Annotated in this window: 20 protein-coding genes and 2 tRNA genes; 7 read left to right on the plus strand and 15 right to left on the minus strand. The window is 50.0% G+C overall.

From position 1 onward, the window contains the following. Window positions 1-45: 45 nt before the first annotated feature. The 4 genes from SE18_RS14390 to SE18_RS14405 all read right to left on the minus strand — a co-directional run bounded on the left by SE18_RS14390 (window position 46) and on the right by SE18_RS14405 (window position 2,849). Window positions 46-618: a hypothetical protein gene (locus SE18_RS14390; RefSeq protein ID WP_054535162.1), complete on the minus strand. Its 573-nt coding sequence runs from the start codon at window positions 616-618 to the stop codon at window positions 46-48. Between the two features lie 4 nt (window positions 619-622). Further along, window positions 623-2,035 carry a 4Fe-4S binding protein gene (locus SE18_RS14395; RefSeq protein ID WP_054535163.1) on the minus strand — a complete coding sequence of 471 codons (1,413 nt, stop codon included), beginning with the start codon at window positions 2,033-2,035 and terminating at the stop codon, window positions 623-625. A gap of 17 nt (window positions 2,036-2,052) precedes the next feature. After that, window positions 2,053-2,430 (minus strand): FixH family protein, encoded by a 378-nt coding sequence (locus SE18_RS14400; RefSeq protein WP_054535164.1) that lies wholly within the window; start codon window positions 2,428-2,430, stop codon window positions 2,053-2,055. A gap of 71 nt (window positions 2,431-2,501) precedes the next feature. Then, the gene (locus SE18_RS14405; protein ID WP_054535165.1) at window positions 2,502-2,849 is read right to left on the minus strand and encodes a hypothetical protein; all 348 of its coding nucleotides are present in this window, start codon (window positions 2,847-2,849) and stop codon (window positions 2,502-2,504) included. Window positions 2,850-2,971: 122 nt separating this feature from the next. Here SE18_RS14405 and SE18_RS14410 point away from each other — a divergent pair, with 122 nt between their 5' ends. The 3 genes from SE18_RS14410 (at window position 2,972) to SE18_RS14420 (ending at window position 4,593) form a co-directional block, all read left to right on the plus strand. Then, window positions 2,972-3,325: a hypothetical protein gene (locus tag SE18_RS14410; RefSeq protein ID WP_054535166.1), complete on the plus strand. Its 354-nt coding sequence runs from the start codon at window positions 2,972-2,974 to the stop codon at window positions 3,323-3,325. 91 nt (window positions 3,326-3,416) lie between these two features. After that, window positions 3,417-3,911 (plus strand): disulfide oxidoreductase, encoded by a 495-nt coding sequence (locus tag SE18_RS14415; protein WP_083469912.1) that lies wholly within the window; start codon window positions 3,417-3,419, stop codon window positions 3,909-3,911. Further along, window positions 3,904-4,593 (plus strand): DsbA family protein, encoded by a 690-nt coding sequence (locus SE18_RS14420; protein ID WP_054535167.1) that lies wholly within the window; start codon window positions 3,904-3,906, stop codon window positions 4,591-4,593. The genes SE18_RS14415 and SE18_RS14420 overlap by 8 nt, the downstream gene beginning before the upstream one ends. A 53-nt stretch (window positions 4,594-4,646) precedes the next feature. On the opposite strand, the gene SE18_RS14425 is transcribed toward SE18_RS14420, so the two are convergent. Further along, window positions 4,647-5,060, minus strand: coding sequence for a MerR family transcriptional regulator (locus tag SE18_RS14425; RefSeq protein ID WP_054535168.1), 414 nt, complete (start codon window positions 5,058-5,060; stop codon window positions 4,647-4,649). Between the two features lie 76 nt (window positions 5,061-5,136). On the opposite strand from SE18_RS14425, the gene SE18_RS14430 reads away from it, so the two are divergent. Continuing rightward, window positions 5,137-5,391, plus strand: a complete 255-nt coding sequence (locus tag SE18_RS14430) for a hypothetical protein (RefSeq protein WP_054535169.1) — start codon at window positions 5,137-5,139, stop codon at window positions 5,389-5,391. A 49-nt stretch (window positions 5,392-5,440) separates the two neighbouring features. Here SE18_RS14430 and SE18_RS14435 read toward each other — a convergent pair whose 3' ends face one another. From SE18_RS14435 to SE18_RS14475, 9 genes are all read right to left on the minus strand, one after another. Continuing rightward, entirely contained in the window at window positions 5,441-7,111 is a 1,671-nt protein-coding gene (locus SE18_RS14435; RefSeq protein WP_054535170.1) for a hypothetical protein, read from the minus strand. A gap of 155 nt (window positions 7,112-7,266) precedes the next feature. Then, window positions 7,267-7,342, minus strand: a tRNA-Met gene (locus SE18_RS14440). A 47-nt stretch (window positions 7,343-7,389) separates the two neighbouring features. Further along, window positions 7,390-7,464: transfer RNA gene (locus SE18_RS14445), tRNA-Met, on the minus strand. Between the two features lie 41 nt (window positions 7,465-7,505). Further along, window positions 7,506-8,462, minus strand: a complete 957-nt coding sequence (locus SE18_RS14450; protein WP_054535171.1) for an STAS domain-containing protein — start codon at window positions 8,460-8,462, stop codon at window positions 7,506-7,508. Window positions 8,463-8,590: 128 nt separating this feature from the next. Next, window positions 8,591-10,696, minus strand: a complete 2,106-nt coding sequence (gene fusA, locus SE18_RS14455; RefSeq protein WP_054535172.1) for an elongation factor G — start codon at window positions 10,694-10,696, stop codon at window positions 8,591-8,593. 166 nt (window positions 10,697-10,862) lie between these two features. Further along, window positions 10,863-11,336, minus strand: coding sequence for a 30S ribosomal protein S7 (gene rpsG, locus SE18_RS14460; RefSeq protein WP_054535173.1), 474 nt, complete (start codon window positions 11,334-11,336; stop codon window positions 10,863-10,865). Between the two features lie 16 nt (window positions 11,337-11,352). Continuing rightward, entirely contained in the window at window positions 11,353-11,793 is a 441-nt protein-coding gene (gene rpsL, locus SE18_RS14465; protein WP_054535174.1) for a 30S ribosomal protein S12, read from the minus strand. Between the two features lie 365 nt (window positions 11,794-12,158). Continuing rightward, window positions 12,159-12,611 (minus strand): hypothetical protein, encoded by a 453-nt coding sequence (locus tag SE18_RS14470; RefSeq protein ID WP_054535175.1) that lies wholly within the window; start codon window positions 12,609-12,611, stop codon window positions 12,159-12,161. Continuing rightward, on the minus strand, window positions 12,608-13,315 hold the full coding sequence (locus tag SE18_RS14475; RefSeq protein ID WP_054535176.1) for a hypothetical protein: 708 nt from the start codon (window positions 13,313-13,315) through the stop codon (window positions 12,608-12,610). The genes SE18_RS14470 and SE18_RS14475 overlap by 4 nt, the downstream gene beginning before the upstream one ends. A 134-nt stretch (window positions 13,316-13,449) precedes the next feature. On the opposite strand from SE18_RS14475, the gene deoC reads away from it, so the two are divergent. Together deoC and SE18_RS14485 are read left to right on the plus strand one after the other, a co-directional pair. After that, a complete protein-coding gene (gene deoC, locus SE18_RS14480) occupies window positions 13,450-14,436 on the plus strand; it encodes a deoxyribose-phosphate aldolase (protein ID WP_054535177.1) in 987 nt (328 codons plus the stop codon). 4 nt (window positions 14,437-14,440) lie between these two features. Continuing rightward, on the plus strand, window positions 14,441-14,806 hold the full coding sequence (locus SE18_RS14485) for a DoxX family protein (RefSeq protein ID WP_054535178.1): 366 nt from the start codon (window positions 14,441-14,443) through the stop codon (window positions 14,804-14,806). 62 nt (window positions 14,807-14,868) lie between these two features. Here SE18_RS14485 and SE18_RS14490 read toward each other — a convergent pair whose 3' ends face one another. Next, entirely contained in the window at window positions 14,869-15,399 is a 531-nt protein-coding gene (locus SE18_RS14490) for a GNAT family N-acetyltransferase (protein WP_054535179.1), read from the minus strand. A gap of 167 nt (window positions 15,400-15,566) precedes the next feature. Between SE18_RS14490 and SE18_RS14495 the strand changes: the two genes are divergently transcribed. Then, a complete protein-coding gene (locus SE18_RS14495) occupies window positions 15,567-15,995 on the plus strand; it encodes a CBS domain-containing protein (protein WP_054535180.1) in 429 nt (142 codons plus the stop codon). Window positions 15,996-16,004 lie beyond the last annotated feature (9 nt).

A 16,004-nucleotide genomic window follows, 5' to 3' on the forward strand; every position in this document is an offset into this window, starting at 1 on the left:
TCCTTCGTGTCCTTCGTGGTTAAATAATGCCTGAACCCTAGCCCCTCATGCTCTCTGCTCTTCTTTGTTCTCCGCTTGTTGCTGCTTGAGCATGGCATTGCGGCGCATGGTCAGAGTCCAAATTGCCCCAACCATCAAAAATGGTGCTAAACAGATCAGGGTGGTGATCCACGGCGGAAAAGGTGGCGTAACCAGCACTTTAAATTGATGCTGGCCCGTTTGATTGCCGGCAGTTACGCTTACATCGAGCGTCCAATAGCCTTCTTGATCAAACTCGATTTTTTGTTCGATGCTGGCTTTCTGACCTGTGCTCTGGCCTGTAGCGCTTGAGTTGCTTGGTCCAGTGCTATTGGCATCAGCAACGGCCTGAATCGCGATCGTCACTTCGCCATCAGCCATGCTGCTTGGCAGTTCAATATCGCTGTAAAACGTGCCAGTACCAACATCGGGGTCGGCCTTCATCGAAAGCGTAAACTCGCCCAATTTTTGGTCGTAGAGCACAGTGTATGGCTCGCCAAAGTGGGCCGCTGCTGGCTGCAACGGCACGAGGCTCACGAGAATCAGGCTGGACACAAACATTCCTCGTAAGAGAATCAGCCAGCGTTGGATGGTTTGCATTTAATTATCCTTCTAGAATGCCACGCATATCCATGGGTTGGCTCAAAAGCCACATCGCGCTACCAGCCATCGCCACGATGACCAGCGCCCATGGTAGCCAAGCCCAGCGTTGGCGTTGTTTGGTGATTGTGGTTGTCGTTTGCCATGTGATCACTGCTGAAAGCACGCTGCCGAGCAAAATCATGCCCATTTGAAACGGGTAAATCATCGCTTGCGGCACCAGCGGGCTTAATCCAGTCACTGGCATCCAGCTAAAATTGATCCCTGCTTCGGCCAACAGCGAGCGCAACACTGGCAAAATTGTCCAAAAGCCAATGATAAAGTGAAAAGCATAATGGGCTGTCCACATGGCGATGCCAATTGGCAAAAAGCCCTTCATAAAGCGATTGATGATCGCGATCAAGCGTTCGTTATGGCCGCTGATCCGCCGAAACAGCCAAGCCGCACCACCGAGCAACACCACTGGCTCAATCACCAAGGCCAAGATAAAGACTACACTCAGCAAAAAGGTTTCGCTGGTGATCGCAAATTGAGTGGTCAGCCAGTTGTAAAAGCTATAAACTGGGCTGATCATGCCAAACGCGTTGAGCAATGCGCCCCACGTAAACACCAACATCAGCAAACTAAAATCGCTGCGCTCTTCGATTTTGCCAATTCCCGAGCGTGGTTGGAGGCTAATTAATTCTTGACCTGGCACGCGTGCCAACAAACCAATGTTATCGTGTGGGCAAGCATGAATACAATCCAAACACATTGTACAATCGAGGTTGCCAACTTTTTTGGGCTGGAACAACCATAATTCACAGCCAGGCTGATCATCTCGCCCCACAATACAATCTTTGGTTGCGCAGGTTTGGCAACGTTGGGGTTGGCGCACCGCCACCTCAATTGGCGAGAGCGTGGAACTCAACATATTGAATTGGCCCAGCGGACAGACATATTTACAAAATGGCGCACCCTGAAAGCTGCTATCGATCAGCAGCGCAGCCGCGAAATAGCTCACAATTAAGATTGCTGTCCACCACGGCGAGGCCCACAAATCAAAGCGCTCGTAGGCAAAGAAGAACAGCACCAACAAACCTGCCGCTAGCCATTTATTGCGCAGCCAGGTTGGCCATTTGAAGCGCGGCTTGATGATCCGGCGTGCCAGATTGCGCGGCAACATAAACGGGCAGGCCATACAAAACAGATTACCCACGACCAACAAGGCCAGCATCAAAAAGCCACGATAATGCACCCACACAATCACCGTGGCGCTATTTTTGGGAGCCAGCTGCGCGCCAGTCAAGCCATCCCACACCATCAACATTGCTAAGGCAAATAGCGGCAGTTGCAGTGCAAATCGTGCATAGCGCCAGCGCCCAAGCCAGCGCAAGCCAGGTAGTTTCAGCAAATCGATTGCCGGAATCTGTTGCATGATTCAACTCCCTTGGGTTATTGAATGTTGAAGGCTGGTAAGGTTCGTTGCATCACTGCGCCATTGGCCTCAGTTACATTCACAATCAAGACCCATTCTCCAAGCATCGAAAAATCAATGCTCGCCTGATATTTGCCTGCGCCAAGCGCCTGCATTTGGACAATTTGCGATGGCATCCCAGCGTGGGTCATGGTTGCTTCGATTTGGACTTTGGCATTGTCGAGCGGCGTTGAGCCATCGTTAATCACCAAAACAATGGTTTGGATACCCATTGCATTTGGCGTTTGCTCAAGGCTCATCAGCAAGCGAGGGTCGTCGCTTGGCGTGCGGCTACAGCCGAGTAAACTAAGGAACATTAAACTAAGCAGGATTAATTGCCCATAACGGAATAACATTGCAAAACCTCAAAAATATTAAATACCCCACAGCAGTGGGCATTGGGCCAATCATTCGACGCTTGAAATGATTAAAGAGTTTTTGGGGGTGGTACGTATTGCGGGTGAAACCACATTGCATAGCGCAAAAGCGGCGTTTCCCAATAGCGCCAACGTTGTTTGAGTGGGCTTAAATTGGGCAAATTACTTGGTAGATGCCAACTTAATGGGTTATACATGTGGTCGGCGATTGGATTGAGTGGCAACGACAGCGGCACTTCGGAGCTTGATTGCGGCTCGTCGTTTAACTGCGGCATACATGGGTAGAACCACCAGCGCATATTTGGCTGGGGTTGATTGGCTTGGCCAATTGGTAGCAGAATCAGCACAATTAAGCTGCTGAGCCAGCAATAGCCCAAAAATGATTGTTCGTATGCCATGTTTGTTCCGCCCAGTTAACCACAATCTGTACTATAGCAAACTCGCTGGCAAACGCCAAATTTGGCCTTTTAAGCCGATTTTGGTATAGTATAGTTAACGAAAAGGATTGTAGGTTGCTTGTATGGCCCATGAATTGCACATTTTACGCACTATGACGTGGCTCAGCACCATTGTGTTGCTGCTGATTCCGTTGGTGCTTGCGCCATGCCAACCGCGGATGTTGATGAGTTATCAATATCCGTGTGCGACCCAAGTCAGCCAAGGTTTTGCTGATGAGCATCATAGCGAACAGCCGATCTCTACGCCAGCAAAATCGCCAAGTGATGCCTGTGTTAGCCATGCAGCTCCGTTTTTGCTGGCTTCCGAGCAATTTGAGTTAATCCTTGTGGCTGATCAACTGCATTGGATGCCTGATCCGGTGCACTATCGTTCGCCAAGTTTAGCCCTCATTGTGCCCCCTCCGAAAGCCATTTAATCCTTCAAGATCGTGGTTAATGGTCAATCTGCCGTAGCATCGGCTGATCTGATCGATCTGTGTGCTCGAAAAATAACCAAAGAAGGATAATATGCAACCCTCAGCGATTGAATCATCGGATCTTCACGATGCTGATGATCGAACGATTAGTTCATTTGGACAGCGTGTCCGTCAAAATCTTGGCTATTTAGCTTGGCTTCAGGCGGTAGTTGCCACCCTTGGCAGCCTCTATTTTAGCGAAATCAAGGGCTTTCCGCCGTGTAATTTGTGCTGGTATCAACGGATTTTTATGTATCCCTTGGTGGCAATTCTCACTGTGGGGATCATCCGCCGCGATTCGGCAATGCGTTGGTATGCGTTGCCGTTGAGCGTTGGCGGTTGGCTCATCGCCAGCTATCACTGTTTGCTGACCTATGGCGTCATTTCAGCTGAACTTGCGCCGTGCAGCGCTGGGGTTTCGTGCCTTGCCCGTTGGATCAATTGGTATGGCTTTATTACGATTCCCCTTTTAGCCTGGGTCGCCTTCAGTATCATTACCGTTGCTTTGTTATTTGTTAAACCAGCGAAGGAGCTTGATCATGAGTAAATCGATTGCTAGCAATAAAAAACGCCAAAGCCGCACCCGCAAGCCGCAAGGGGGTTTGCCCCGTGAAGTTAAAATGTTGCTCTGGTTGAGTATTCCAGTTTTGGTGATTGTGGCTGTGGTGATGTTGACCCAAACTGGAGCTAATTCTTCCCAGCCAGTCGATATTTCGCGCTTGATTTATGCCGATAGCCCTGTTTTGGGTAAGAATGATGCGCCTGTAACGGTGGTTGAGTTTCTTGATCCTGAGTGTGAATCCTGCCGCGCCTTCTATCCAATTGTCAAAGATGTGCTGGCCCAAAATGGCGATAATGTGCGCTTAGTGGTGCGCTACTTCCCCTTGCACAACAACTCGGTTTTGGCGATTGCCGCCACCGAAGCTGCTGGCAATCAAGGCAAATATTGGGAAATGCAAGAGTTGTTGTTCAGCAAGCAAAGCGAGTGGGGCGAAAAACGAACTCCCCAAACTGCGCTGATGCTGCAATATGCCCAAGAGTTGGGGCTTGATGGCGACAAATTTGCCAAAGATCTGAGCGACCCAGTGATTATGCAGAAGATCGAGCGTGATAATGCTGATGCGCAAGCGCTGAACGTGCGCGGCACCCCCAGCTTCTTTGTCAATGGCAAGCCTGTTGCGACCCTCAGCCAAAGCGCCTTACAAAGCGCCATCGACGACGCAAAGTAAAGCTTGGTAGCGCTGCCTGATCATCGATTGAGCAGCGCTTTTTAGATCGGCGCTCAACCTTCGCCTGCCCAACCTTCGTTACAGCCCTGTTCGTTGCTAATGCGACAATCTTCGAGCCGCAAGCATTGGCATTGCATCCCATATGTGAGCAATGCTTGCATTTGCTGTAAGACCTGCATTTGCTGGGCAACTTGGACGAGTTTGTTGCTGGCCATGGTTTGCCAGCGCTCTGAGGGCGGTGTAGCAGCTTCAAATCCATGAATTAATGTTTGAACTTCAGCAATCGAAAAACCAGCTTTGCGAGCCAAATTGATCAAGCTAATCCATTGCAACACACTTGGATCATAGCGGCGGCGGGTATTATGGCGCTGCGGCTTGGGAATTAACCCCATCTGCTCGTAATAACGAATTGCTGACGTTTGAAGGCCGGTTTGGGCTGCGACCTCGCCAATTGATAATCCTTGCATTGGTCAAAACTCCTGCTTGACTTAAAGTGCACTTCACATGATAGCGTATCCCTGTCAGGTTATAAAGGAGTATTTGATGAAACTGTTGCAAGAGTGTTTTGGTTTGCTGCGCAGCAAAGTTGGTTTATTGCTGATTGCGGGGGTTATGCTTGGCGTATTCTTTTTTGAGCGCAGCGCGTTGGGTGGATTATTGGCAGGCGCAACGCCAATCGTCATGCTGCTTGCTTGTCTGATTCCATGTGCAATTCCATTATTGTTTTTGCGCCGTAAGCAGCCAACCAACCAGTGTGCTTGTGGCGACCCCAATTGTAGCGGCCTGACCAGCAAATAAAAAAGCCGTCGCCCTTGGTTTGTTCAAGGGCGACGACTGATAAGGCTTATTACCAACCTAGGTTAGGGATTTGTTCGGCAGCCAAACGCCCAAGTTGCACTTTGAATTCAGCAGGATTATCTGGATGCCATTCAAAGCGGGCGCGCTCAAACCATTGGGTCAGCACCCGATCACCATCAGGATTGGTTTCCATGTGCGGAGCAGTAAGCGGCAAGCCAAACAAGGCTAATGATTCAGCGTAACTAATCCCAGGTTCGCCTAAATCGAGGCCATGGTTTTGCCAATAGCTCAGAAATGCGCCGCAAAGCTTGCGATCGGTGGTGGCAAAATGTTGGCATTGACCAGGCAATTGTTCGGCGCCAGCTGAGCTATCACCTTCGGTTTGCCAATTGCGATTGAGCGTTACCAAGCGTTCAGCGCCTAAGCGACCCAACGAAACCTCATATGGCGTGCCTGCCAACTCAGGGTGGTGCTCGTAGCGCTGGCGTTCGAGAAACTGCACCGTGTAGGTTTTGCCAGTATCTGCATTAACTTGGCTAAATTCTTCGCTTTGAGGATAGCCAAACACTGCCAAGCCGCCATTTTTTTGCCAATATTGCTCAAATAAACCGCCAAGCGAGTGCATGCTTTCAGGGTAATAGCTGCGATTCGCGAGCAAAGGATCATTTGCTTGGCGCGGCGCAGTTGGCATGACCTCAGCGAGTGGCCGCACATGAATCACTGGTTTGGCACCGCGAGTATCGCTCCAGGCTACCAGCGAATTATTGATCGTAATCAATGGACGATTACTATCGCTATAGCCAAAGCGATCGATTGTAAACATGCTTTTTTGCCGAATATCAACCCCAACGAGGTTCAGCTCAGCAGTCGCCTGTTCATCAAAATTGAGCGCTACCAAGAAATTGCCACTGCCAGCGAAGCCATAGAGCGCATCAAAACGACAGTTATTTGCTTGGATTAATGTTTCGCTATTTGCTAAGCTTCGAGCATATAAATGCCTGTCGTTGCAATAATAAAAGCTTTTATTGAGCAATAAATTTTGTTTAATCCCCATATTACAAACAGATTCGCTTAATTTTTGGGGAGCTTGTGAGCCATCCAAGGCAAGATAATGGATTTCCGCGCAGGCACTATATTTATTCGCAATATGGGTGGCATACGCCCAGCTAACAATTTCCCCATCGCTTTGCAACGAATCAGTGCCATAAATTGTGGCTACTTCGCTGCCAACCAACATGGGAGCCTGATTGCCAGCCAGATGCCATTTCCAGATTTGGTTGCTGATTGCAGGTGGTGCTCCTTCTAGTTCCAACCAAATCAACCAATCGCCAGCAACCGTCCAACGCATGTGGTTTTCTTGATGTGGCACTTGCAAAATGCTCTTGGTTTGGGTCGCCAGTTCATACTGATAGACATGTTGATTATCGCGCCAGATTACTCGACCATTTGCAATAAAGAAATCATAGGTTTGATTTTGCACACTGCCAAGGCTAATGCTAGTTCCGGTCGTGAGATTGGTTAGCATTAATTCGCTTGTGTAATTGACGAAATCTGTGCGCCAAGTGCGCCATGCAAGCCAATTGCCATCAAGTTTAAGCTGCGTAATCGCATGCTCGCTCACAATATCGCGGCTACTGATTTGATTTTGTTGGGCGGATGCAGGCCGAAGTATAAAGCCGAGGCTCAAAATCACAATACCAATGCGCCATAACCATTTCATCGCTGGTCCTTTCTACATCAAGACTAACGCGACGATTGTACGCAAAGCTAAGCTGATTTTGGCTATACGCTGACTGAAACCTGACTTGTGGGAATCTGATAGGAAGCTGAGAGGATTGAGTGAGAAGAAGAAACTTTGGGGCCTAAAATAAAAAATGGTGCCGATGACTGGAATTGAACCAGTGACCTAACGATTATGAGTCGTTCGCTCTAACCCCTGAGCTACATCGGCACAGAATGAGCGGCTTGGTATAAGCAAGCCGCTCAAATCTTTAGTTGTGGTTGCGGGGAGAGGATTCGAACCTCTGACCTTCGGGTTATGAGCCCGACGAGCTACCACTGCTCCACCCCGCGTTGACCTATGTATAATAGCATACACTGAGTTACTTGTCAAATTAGTGCTTCCTCAAGCTATAAACGCTCTGTTCAAGCGCAATTTGGGGGGTTTGGGCGGTTTTGAACAACTCGCGATCGACTCCAAGATCGCCGAATTGCATGGCAATTTCTGCTGAAGCGCTGGTAACGGTAACATCGCAGCCAAGCAGCCGAATTGCCTGAATCATGAGCAGCACATGTTCGGCAGCATCATTGGCCAGCTCGCGCACCCCTGCCATATCCAGAATGAGCAGGCGGGTGCGTTGGCGATGGATAGTTGCCAGCAAGCGTTTTTGAATGTGCTCAATTCGTTTGGTATCGAGTGCGCCGACGAGCGGCGCCAACAACACATTGGCGGCAATCGTCACTGCTGGAGTTTCGAGGGTTTCGACCAAGGTAAACAGGCGTTGTTGCTCCTGATTTTGCTTGAGCAAGGCATCTGCTTGGTTGCGCATTAACGTTGATTGCGCTTTGATTCGGCGCTGCTCGCCATCGGATTTACTGATAGTTTCGCGTAGGGCCAACAAATTTGTTTCATTGATGGTGCGAATCAGCACCATTGCGGCAACGATCAGGCCATAGGCAACCAGATTATCGACTGCTGCATAGACTCCATCGAAATTCGATCGGACTAAAATGCCCCCATAGCCAACAACGGCGCTGATAATCACAGCCGTTGAAGAACCCATAATCAAGGCCATTAACGGCGGGATCAGGGTCATGAGGCTGACTGGCTGGGTTTTATCGACAAAGACTGCGCAGATAATCGTCACAAAGCCAACCATTAACCAGCGACTCCACTCGATGCCGCGCCAATAGGCAACGCTAATTCCAATCAGCACCAGCAAAATGCTGCCCATCAAGAGGGGTTCTTGCCAGCCATTGCGCAGGCCAAGCACTACATCAATTGCGGCAGTTGTGATATTTAACAGCACTAAAAGGGCAAGAATTGCTTGGCGTTGAGTAATTCGGATCATGGAGTTGGCTCCGGATTGCTGGAAGCAGGATTGCATCTGTGTGCTTTATTATACGCACAAAAAAGTTAAAAGAAAATGGGCCGATTGGTATACCCAATCGACCCATTTGTTGTGCTTTGTAGCAGGGTTTAGCTGCGAGCTTTTTCGACCAATTCTTCTTGCAAGTTGCGTGGAATTGGCTCGTAGTGATGGAATTCCATCGAGTAGGTGGCGCGGCCTTGGGTTTGTGAGCGCAAATCGTTGACATAACCAAACATGTTGGCCAATGGCACGAAGCCACGCACGACTTGAGCGTTACCGCGAGCTTCCATACCTTCGATCCGGCCACGGCGACTGTTGACGTCACCGATGACACTACCCATGTAATCTTCGGGCACAATCACTTCGATCTTCATGATTGGTTCCAAGATTTGAGGGCCGCCACGGCGAACGCCGTCCTTCAAGGCCATTGAAGCGGCAATCTTGAAGGCCATTTCCGACGAGTCAACGTCGTGGTATGAGCCGTCGAACAAGGTTGCTTTGACATCGACCACTGGGTAGCCAGCGATAACGCCAGTTTCCATGGCTTCGCGGATACCTGCTTCGACTGCTGGTACGTATTCGCGAGGTACAACCCCACCAACGATACCATTGACGAAGATATAGCCTTCGCCTTCGCCTGATGGCTCGAACTTGACTTTAACGTGGCCGTATTGACCTTTACCGCCCGATTGGCGCACGAACTTGCTATCGATATCGACGCTCTTGGTGATGCTTTCGCGGTAGGCCACTTGAGGCTTACCAACGTTGGCTTCAACCTTGAATTCGCGCATCATGCGGTCGACGATAACTTCCAAGTGCAATTCGCCCATCCCGCGGATGATCGTTTGGCCAGTTTCGACATCGGTGTTCAAGCGGAAGGTTGGATCTTCTTCAGCCAAGCGTGAGAGTGCAATCGACATCTTGTCTTGGTCGGCCTTGGTTTTTGGCTCGATCGCCACCGAGATAACTGGTTCTGGGAACTTGATACTTTCCAAAACCACTGGATCATCTGGTGAACAGATGGTATCGCCAGTGAAGGTATCCTTTGGACCCACCACAGCAGCAATATCGCCTGCGTACACTTCCTTGATTTCTTCGCGGTGGTTAGCGTGCATTTGCAGCAAGCGGCCAACCCGTTCGCGCTTGTTCTTGGTGGTGTTCAAAACGTATGAGCCAGTTTCGAGCTTACCTGAGTAAACGCGGAAGTAGGCCAACTTACCCACGAATGGGTCAGCCATAATTTTGAAGACCAAGCCAGTGAACGGTGCATTTTCGTCTGCTGGGCGCTCGATGAACTCTGCGTCTTCAGCTTCTGAATCAACGCCTGGGCGCACAGCCTTGGTCACTGGAATTTCCAATGGTGAAGGCAATAGCAACACAACAGCATCGAGCATGCGTTGCACGCCCTTGTTCTTCAAGGCTGAACCACACAAGACTGGTACCAATTTGTTGCCGATGGTGGCAGCGCGCAGGGCGCGGCGCAATTCTGGCACTTGCAATTCTTCGCCTTCGAGATAGAGCATCATCAACTCATCGTCGGTTTCGGCGATTGCTTCGAGCATATAATCGCGGGCTGCTTTGGCTTTTTCAGCCAATTCAGCAGGAATTTCGCGTTCTTCTTGAACTTTACCAACATCGTCCATATAGAAGATAGCTTTGTTTTCCATCAAATCGATGATGCCTTGGAAGCGATCTTCGGCCCCGATTGGCAATTGGATCGGCACTGGCTTAGCGCCAAGGCGATCAACAATCATGCTGACGGTACGGTCGAAGTTTGCGCCCATGCGGTCCATTTTGTTGACAAAACAAATCCGAGGCACGCTATATTTATCAGCTTGGCGCCACACCGTTTCTGATTGTGGCTCCACACCGGCCACTGCGTCGAACACCACTACGCCACCGTCGAGCACGCGCAATGAGCGCTCTACTTCAGCGGTAAAGTCCACGTGGCCAGGCGTGTCAATAATATTAATTTGATAGCGTTGCTCAGCATATTCCCAGTGAGCGGTGGTAGCAGCAGCGGTAATCGTGATCCCACGTTCGCGCTCTTGTTCCATCCAGTCCATGGTGGCAGCGCCTTCGTGGACTTCACCGATCTTATAGTTACGACCGGTATAGAACAAAATCCGTTCGGTGGTAGTCGTTTTCCCTGCGTCAATGTGGGCAATAATCCCAATATTGCGTACTCTGTCGAGTGGTGTCGAGCGAGGCATTCCTTACTCCGTTACATGGTTAGTATTAGTTGGTGACAGCCTGCACGGCGGTGACGTTGTATTGTACCATAAGTATGCAGGCAAAAAGCGGCTAAACTCGCGTCTAGCCGCTCTGGTCACCGACCCAATTGTTCACGACGCTGGTCGTGAGGGGTGGCCATAAACTTTAGAAGCGAGCGTAGTGTGAGAAGGCGCGGTTGGCTTCAGCCATACGGTGAACTTCTTCACGACGCTTGACGGTTGCACCAGTGTTGTTGAAGGCATCGACCAATTCGAGCGCCAAGCGTTCGTGCATTGGTTTGCCACTGCGAGCGCGAGCTGCGGTCAACAACCAACGAATTGCCAAGGCAATCCGGCGGTCGCTTTTAACTTCGACTGGCACTTGATAAGTTGAACCACCGACGCGCTTTGGGCGAACTTCGATGGTAGGGCTTGAGTTGCGCAACACTTGTTCGAACAACTCAACTGCTTCGCGGTTCAAGCGCTGTGAAGCAACGTCTAAGGCGCGATACACGATGTTTTCAGCGACACTTTTTTTACCGTGCATCATGACCTTGTTGATCAACATTTGCACGTGTATGCTGTTGTGAATTGGATCACCAGGCACAATACGCTTGGCAATTTTTCGTCGTCGTGGCATTGTATTTTACCCTACCTTATTTTTTCTTCTTGCCCGTTGCAACTTGAGCGTTCTTCTTGGTGCCGTACTTCGAGCGACCTTGCTTGCGGTTGTTGACACCTTGTGAGTCCAAGGTACCGCGCACAATGTGGTAGCGCACGCCTGGCAAGTCTTTTACCCGACCACCGCGAATCAAGACCACTGAGTGTTCTTGCAAGTTGTGACCTTCACCTGGGATGTAGGCGGTCACTTCCATTTGATTCGACAAGCGAACCCGTGCCACTTTGCGCAACGCCGAGTTTGGCTTCTTGGGGGTCATGGTCTTAACTTGCGTACAAACACCACGCTTTTGGGGTGCGCCGCTGCCGCGGGTAAGCTTGCCCTTCAGCGAGTTGTAGATGAAACGCAGCGCAGGTGCCTTGGTCTTTTTAACCACAGGTTTACGGGGCTTGCGGATCAACTGGTTGATCGTTGGCATTCAATTCCTCCAAAAATCTTGGAAATACCGAGTTTTGACGGTTCTCACGTCTACTATACCGTGAGCGTGTTCTAGCCTAACTAGCTATGGCATTGCCGCCCCAATGCCGCGAACAGTCAGAATCAATTGGTGTTCAATCAGCCAGCTGGTTGATTGACCCCAGCGAAAAATTGCAGCAAAAAAAGCATGCCCACCACGGGGCATCGACCGCCCAGTATAGCACCTGCCTAGGCCTATGTCAAACCACGCCTACATTTTTAGCTGCTCTATAAAGCAGGTTGGGTGTTGTGCGAAAAACATGGCTATTCAGCAAGCAAATTTTAGCGGGTGCAGCGGATAATCGATAGTATCTTGCAATAAGAATGTTAACGCTGCCAAATGAGCATATTATTTTGATCAAACAATTGAATTAATTGTAATTCACGATCATTTGGGATGACTACCCCAAAAAATCCTTGCTGCGGTTTGATATCAAAATCTCTTGTGCTCCCATCGCTCATTACTAAATGGATGCGACTTGCTTGGAGATCAAGGACATAGCCACCATAAAAAGTCCCTGCTTGCTGCTCCGAAAAGCGCTCTTCACGCTGGCATTCTACAATCTGATCAGTCAGTTTGAACGAAATTATACTTCCACCATTGCTTCCAACACAGGTTAATTGCAAGCTTGAATCAACCATTAGTTGAACTGGATGTTGGGTTAAACGATAGCTTTTGGCCTGAAATTGACTGGTTTGAGGATTAATACTATTAGCTTGCTGGCTATTACATCCAATCAAGAGCAGTATCAGCCAAATTATTCCTTGGCTATATTTCATTGGTTGCTCATTTGCTGGGCTGCTGCCAACAAATCCCAGCCCATTGCTGTCTCCAAGCGGGTGCAGCCAGCGCTCAACAGTTCGCGGGCTTGGCCAAGCTCAGTAACACCATTAACTTTAATCCCCATCGCTGCGTTGATTGTGCGTCGCACATCAGCGACCAGCGTTGCTGAAACCGTCACCAAATCAAGCTCGTGGGTCGTTGCTTGGGCACAGGCTCGCAACCCAATTTGGGCCTGATCGCAGGCAGTTAAATTGAGTTTGATCAACGGCTTGGGATCATAGGAACCTGGCAGATTTGCTCTTAGCCAAGCCTCAAACTGTTCAGCCTCGCGCATAATCGCCTGCGGCACAAGTAATTCAATTTCGCTGACGCCAAGCCTCAGGGCATGCTCGGTTTGTTCGCGACTAAGGCTTATAATGCCGATGCGCAGCCCACTGCCAGCAGTTGCATCAACCCAAGCTTCTGCTTGCTCAAACGGCACGACCAAACAGCCAATTCCGGCGGCAATCGCTGCTTGCGCTTGGCGTTGGAGTTCAGCGAATGGCAGCACAGTGCTGATCAATTGATCAAGCAAGGCAGCTAAGGCGCGGGGGGCATCGCTGCGCGCTTGCGGCAAGCCAACAAGTTGCGCACGTTCGCGCAGCGTTCGTAGCACCATTCTGCTTACTGTGGCTTCGACCGAATGGCGAATTGTAGTCATCGAGATGAACTCCTTGCTTGCACTAAGCACAAGCGCTTGTGGTATTATCAGCGCAACAATCCGCATTGTGGATACCGAATTCTGATACTACCAATATGGGTTGGGCGGTTGTGGCTCGACCCCAAGGATGAACTATGCAAACCGAAGTGGAGCGTGTCACGGCAATGACGCACGAACAACGTAACCCCATCAGCCCGCTCGACCTTGGCTGGGTCAATAGCTTGCGCGTCAATCGCTCGGCAGTCGAGCGCCGCGTGAGCACTTTGCCAAATCGGCGCACGGTTAAAAAGGATTGGCAGGCAGCCTGGCTGTTAAAAGCAATTAGCTGCATGGATTTAACCACCCTCTCTGGTGATGATACCGTTGGCACTGTCCAGCGTTTATGTTTAAAAGCCCGCCAACCAATTCGCGGCGATTTGGTCGATGCACTTGGGATTCGCAGCCTTAACCTGACGGTTGGTGCGGTCTGTGTTTACCATACCTTTGTTGAAACCGCAGTGCAAGCACTTAAAGGTACTGCTATTCCAGTTGCTGCGGTCTCAACTGCCTTCCCCGCTGGCTTGGCCCCAATGGAGCTGCGCTTGCGCGAGATTGAAGCTTCGGTGGCTGCTGGCGCAAGTGAAATCGATATTGTGATTTCGCGCCATCTGGTGCTCAATGGCGATTGGCAAGCCTTATACGACGAAGTGCGGCTTTTTCGCGAAGCGTGTGGCGAAGCCCATATGAAAACGATTTTGGCAACTGGCGAGCTAGGCACTTTGCGCAATATTGCCCAAGCCAGCCTGGTTTGTATGTTAGCTGGCGCTGATTTTATCAAAACTTCGACTGGCAAAGAGCCAGTTAATGCAACCCTGCCAGTTTCGTTGGTGATGGTGCGCGCCATCCGCGATTACTATGAGCAAACTGGTTATAAAGTTGGCTTCAAGCCCGCTGGTGGCATCCGAACTGCTAAGCAATCATTGGATTGGCTGGCCTTGATCAAGGAAGAACTTGGCGATGCTTGGCTGCATCCACATCTGTTTCGCTATGGCGCGAGCGCGTTGCTGGGCGATATTGAACGCCAATTAGAGCATTATGTAACTGGCCAATATTCGTCAGCAATTCGCCATCCAATGGGGTAGTGCAATGAAACGTGTCGTTCGTGGGTTGCTTGCAAGTTTTATGCTGGGCGTTGGGGTATTACACTTTACCAATCCCAAGCCATTCGTCAAAATTGTACCACCTTCGTTGCCTCGACCACGGAGTTTGGTCTATCTGAGCGGCCTGTTTGAGATTTTAGGTGGCCTTGGTTTATTGTTGCCTAGCGTGCGGCGCAAAGCTGGTTTAGGCTTGATGGCCTTGTATTTGGCGGTTTTTCCCGCCAACATTCAGATGCTCAAGCAAAACGCACCACTGTTTGGCAAACAACGCCCATTTTTATTGTGGCTGCGCTTGCCGTTTCAACCATTGCTCATTTGGTTGGCATGGTGGGTTTCCAGCGACGATAACTAGTTGCCCTAACTAAGATTAAAAAACGAATCCCTGCGCTGAAGTTGTGCAGGGATTCATGCTTTTTAGCCGAGATTTGCCCATGCCTGTCTCGTTTGGCGAAACAGCACATGCGGCAGGTTAGCACGCTCAAAATTGCGTTCATAGACCATGCCTAATTTTTCTGCCACCCGTTGCGAGGCATAATTCGTTGTCATGGTGAACAACACCAGCGAATCGAGCTGTAATTGCGCAAAGGCCACCGCCCGCGCTTGGCGCGCAATTTCGGTTGCCAGGCCTTGGCCCCACCATTCGGGCAATAAGGCATAGGCAATTTCGGTCTCTGGCTGATTATCGAGCTGAACCAAGCGCAAACCGCCGCGCCCCACAAACGCCCCGCTAGCCCGATCGTGAAATACACATAAGCCATAGCCTGCTTGCTGCCAATCCTGCACTTGGGTTTCCAAGCCTTGCTGGGTGCGTTGGCGATCTTGCAGGCCACCAAGGGTTGCCATCATGGTTGGATTTTGGTGCATCGCGGCGATTAAATCGATGTGTTCAAGGCCAATTTTGCTGGCAACCAAACGTTGCGTCGAGAAAACCTCAGGATCGAGCATAAAACCTCGTATGCAATTTCAAATCAGCGATTGTGACCAAAATTAATTATCAGTTAAGCATGGTAGGCACTGATCTTGCCTATCGCAAGCGACATAAGTATGATACTATCAGCATGGCATCGTTGCCCTACATCGTCCCCATTCGCTGATAGAATTGGAGGTACGCTATGAAGATCAAGCATGTGCTTGCAACCAAAAGTCCAATCATTCATACGATCAATCCCCAAACACCACTCAGCCAAGCCGTTGCGATTTTATCCGAACACAACATTGGCGCGTTGGTGGTGATTGAAGATGATCGGATTGCGGGAATTATCTCCGAGCGGGATATTATTCGGGCTGCCGCCCAAGACCCAGCAATTTTTGAGCGTCAAGTGCAGCATGTGATGACGGCCAATGTAATAACCGGTCGCCCCAGTGATGATCTTAAAGCGGTGCTCCAAACCATGACAAGCCGCCGCTTTCGCCATTTGCCAATTCTCGATGGTGACATTCTGCTTGGCATTGTGTCGATTGGCGATGTTGTCAAGGCCCAACTTGGGGAATATGAAGGCAAGCTCGATACCCTCGAAACTCAAATTATCGAAGAGGGCTAGACGCTCAAA

This window comes from Herpetosiphon geysericola, from assembly GCF_001306135.1.
In the GTDB taxonomy this organism is placed as follows: Bacteria; Chloroflexota; Chloroflexia; order Chloroflexales; family Herpetosiphonaceae; genus Herpetosiphon; species Herpetosiphon geysericola.

Bases quoted from the DNA above. Each gene is read 5' to 3' on its own strand.
- SE18_RS14390 (WP_054535162.1), bottom strand. From the start codon at position 618: ATGCAAACCATCCAACGCTGGCTGATTCTCTTACGAGGAATGTTTGTG.
- SE18_RS14395 (WP_054535163.1), bottom strand. From the start codon at position 2,035: ATGCAACAGATTCCGGCAATCGATTTGCTGAAACTACCTGGCTTGCGC.
- SE18_RS14400 (WP_054535164.1), bottom strand. From the start codon at position 2,430: ATGTTATTCCGTTATGGGCAATTAATCCTGCTTAGTTTAATGTTCCTT.
- SE18_RS14405 (WP_054535165.1), bottom strand. From the start codon at position 2,849: ATGGCATACGAACAATCATTTTTGGGCTATTGCTGGCTCAGCAGCTTA.
- SE18_RS14410 (WP_054535166.1), top strand. From the start codon at position 2,972: ATGGCCCATGAATTGCACATTTTACGCACTATGACGTGGCTCAGCACC.
- SE18_RS14415 (WP_083469912.1), top strand. From the start codon at position 3,417: ATGCAACCCTCAGCGATTGAATCATCGGATCTTCACGATGCTGATGAT.
- SE18_RS14420 (WP_054535167.1), top strand. From the start codon at position 3,904: ATGAGTAAATCGATTGCTAGCAATAAAAAACGCCAAAGCCGCACCCGC.
- SE18_RS14425 (WP_054535168.1), bottom strand. From the start codon at position 5,060: ATGCAAGGATTATCAATTGGCGAGGTCGCAGCCCAAACCGGCCTTCAA.
- SE18_RS14430 (WP_054535169.1), top strand. From the start codon at position 5,137: ATGAAACTGTTGCAAGAGTGTTTTGGTTTGCTGCGCAGCAAAGTTGGT.
- SE18_RS14435 (WP_054535170.1), bottom strand. From the start codon at position 7,111: ATGAAATGGTTATGGCGCATTGGTATTGTGATTTTGAGCCTCGGCTTT.
- SE18_RS14450 (WP_054535171.1), bottom strand. From the start codon at position 8,462: ATGATCCGAATTACTCAACGCCAAGCAATTCTTGCCCTTTTAGTGCTG.
- fusA (WP_054535172.1), bottom strand. From the start codon at position 10,696: ATGCCTCGCTCGACACCACTCGACAGAGTACGCAATATTGGGATTATT.
- rpsG (WP_054535173.1), bottom strand. From the start codon at position 11,336: ATGCCACGACGACGAAAAATTGCCAAGCGTATTGTGCCTGGTGATCCA.
- rpsL (WP_054535174.1), bottom strand. From the start codon at position 11,793: ATGCCAACGATCAACCAGTTGATCCGCAAGCCCCGTAAACCTGTGGTT.
- SE18_RS14470 (WP_054535175.1), bottom strand. From the start codon at position 12,611: ATGAAATATAGCCAAGGAATAATTTGGCTGATACTGCTCTTGATTGGA.
- SE18_RS14475 (WP_054535176.1), bottom strand. From the start codon at position 13,315: ATGACTACAATTCGCCATTCGGTCGAAGCCACAGTAAGCAGAATGGTG.
- deoC (WP_054535177.1), top strand. From the start codon at position 13,450: ATGCAAACCGAAGTGGAGCGTGTCACGGCAATGACGCACGAACAACGT.
- SE18_RS14485 (WP_054535178.1), top strand. From the start codon at position 14,441: ATGAAACGTGTCGTTCGTGGGTTGCTTGCAAGTTTTATGCTGGGCGTT.
- SE18_RS14490 (WP_054535179.1), bottom strand. From the start codon at position 15,399: ATGCTCGATCCTGAGGTTTTCTCGACGCAACGTTTGGTTGCCAGCAAA.
- SE18_RS14495 (WP_054535180.1), top strand. From the start codon at position 15,567: ATGAAGATCAAGCATGTGCTTGCAACCAAAAGTCCAATCATTCATACG.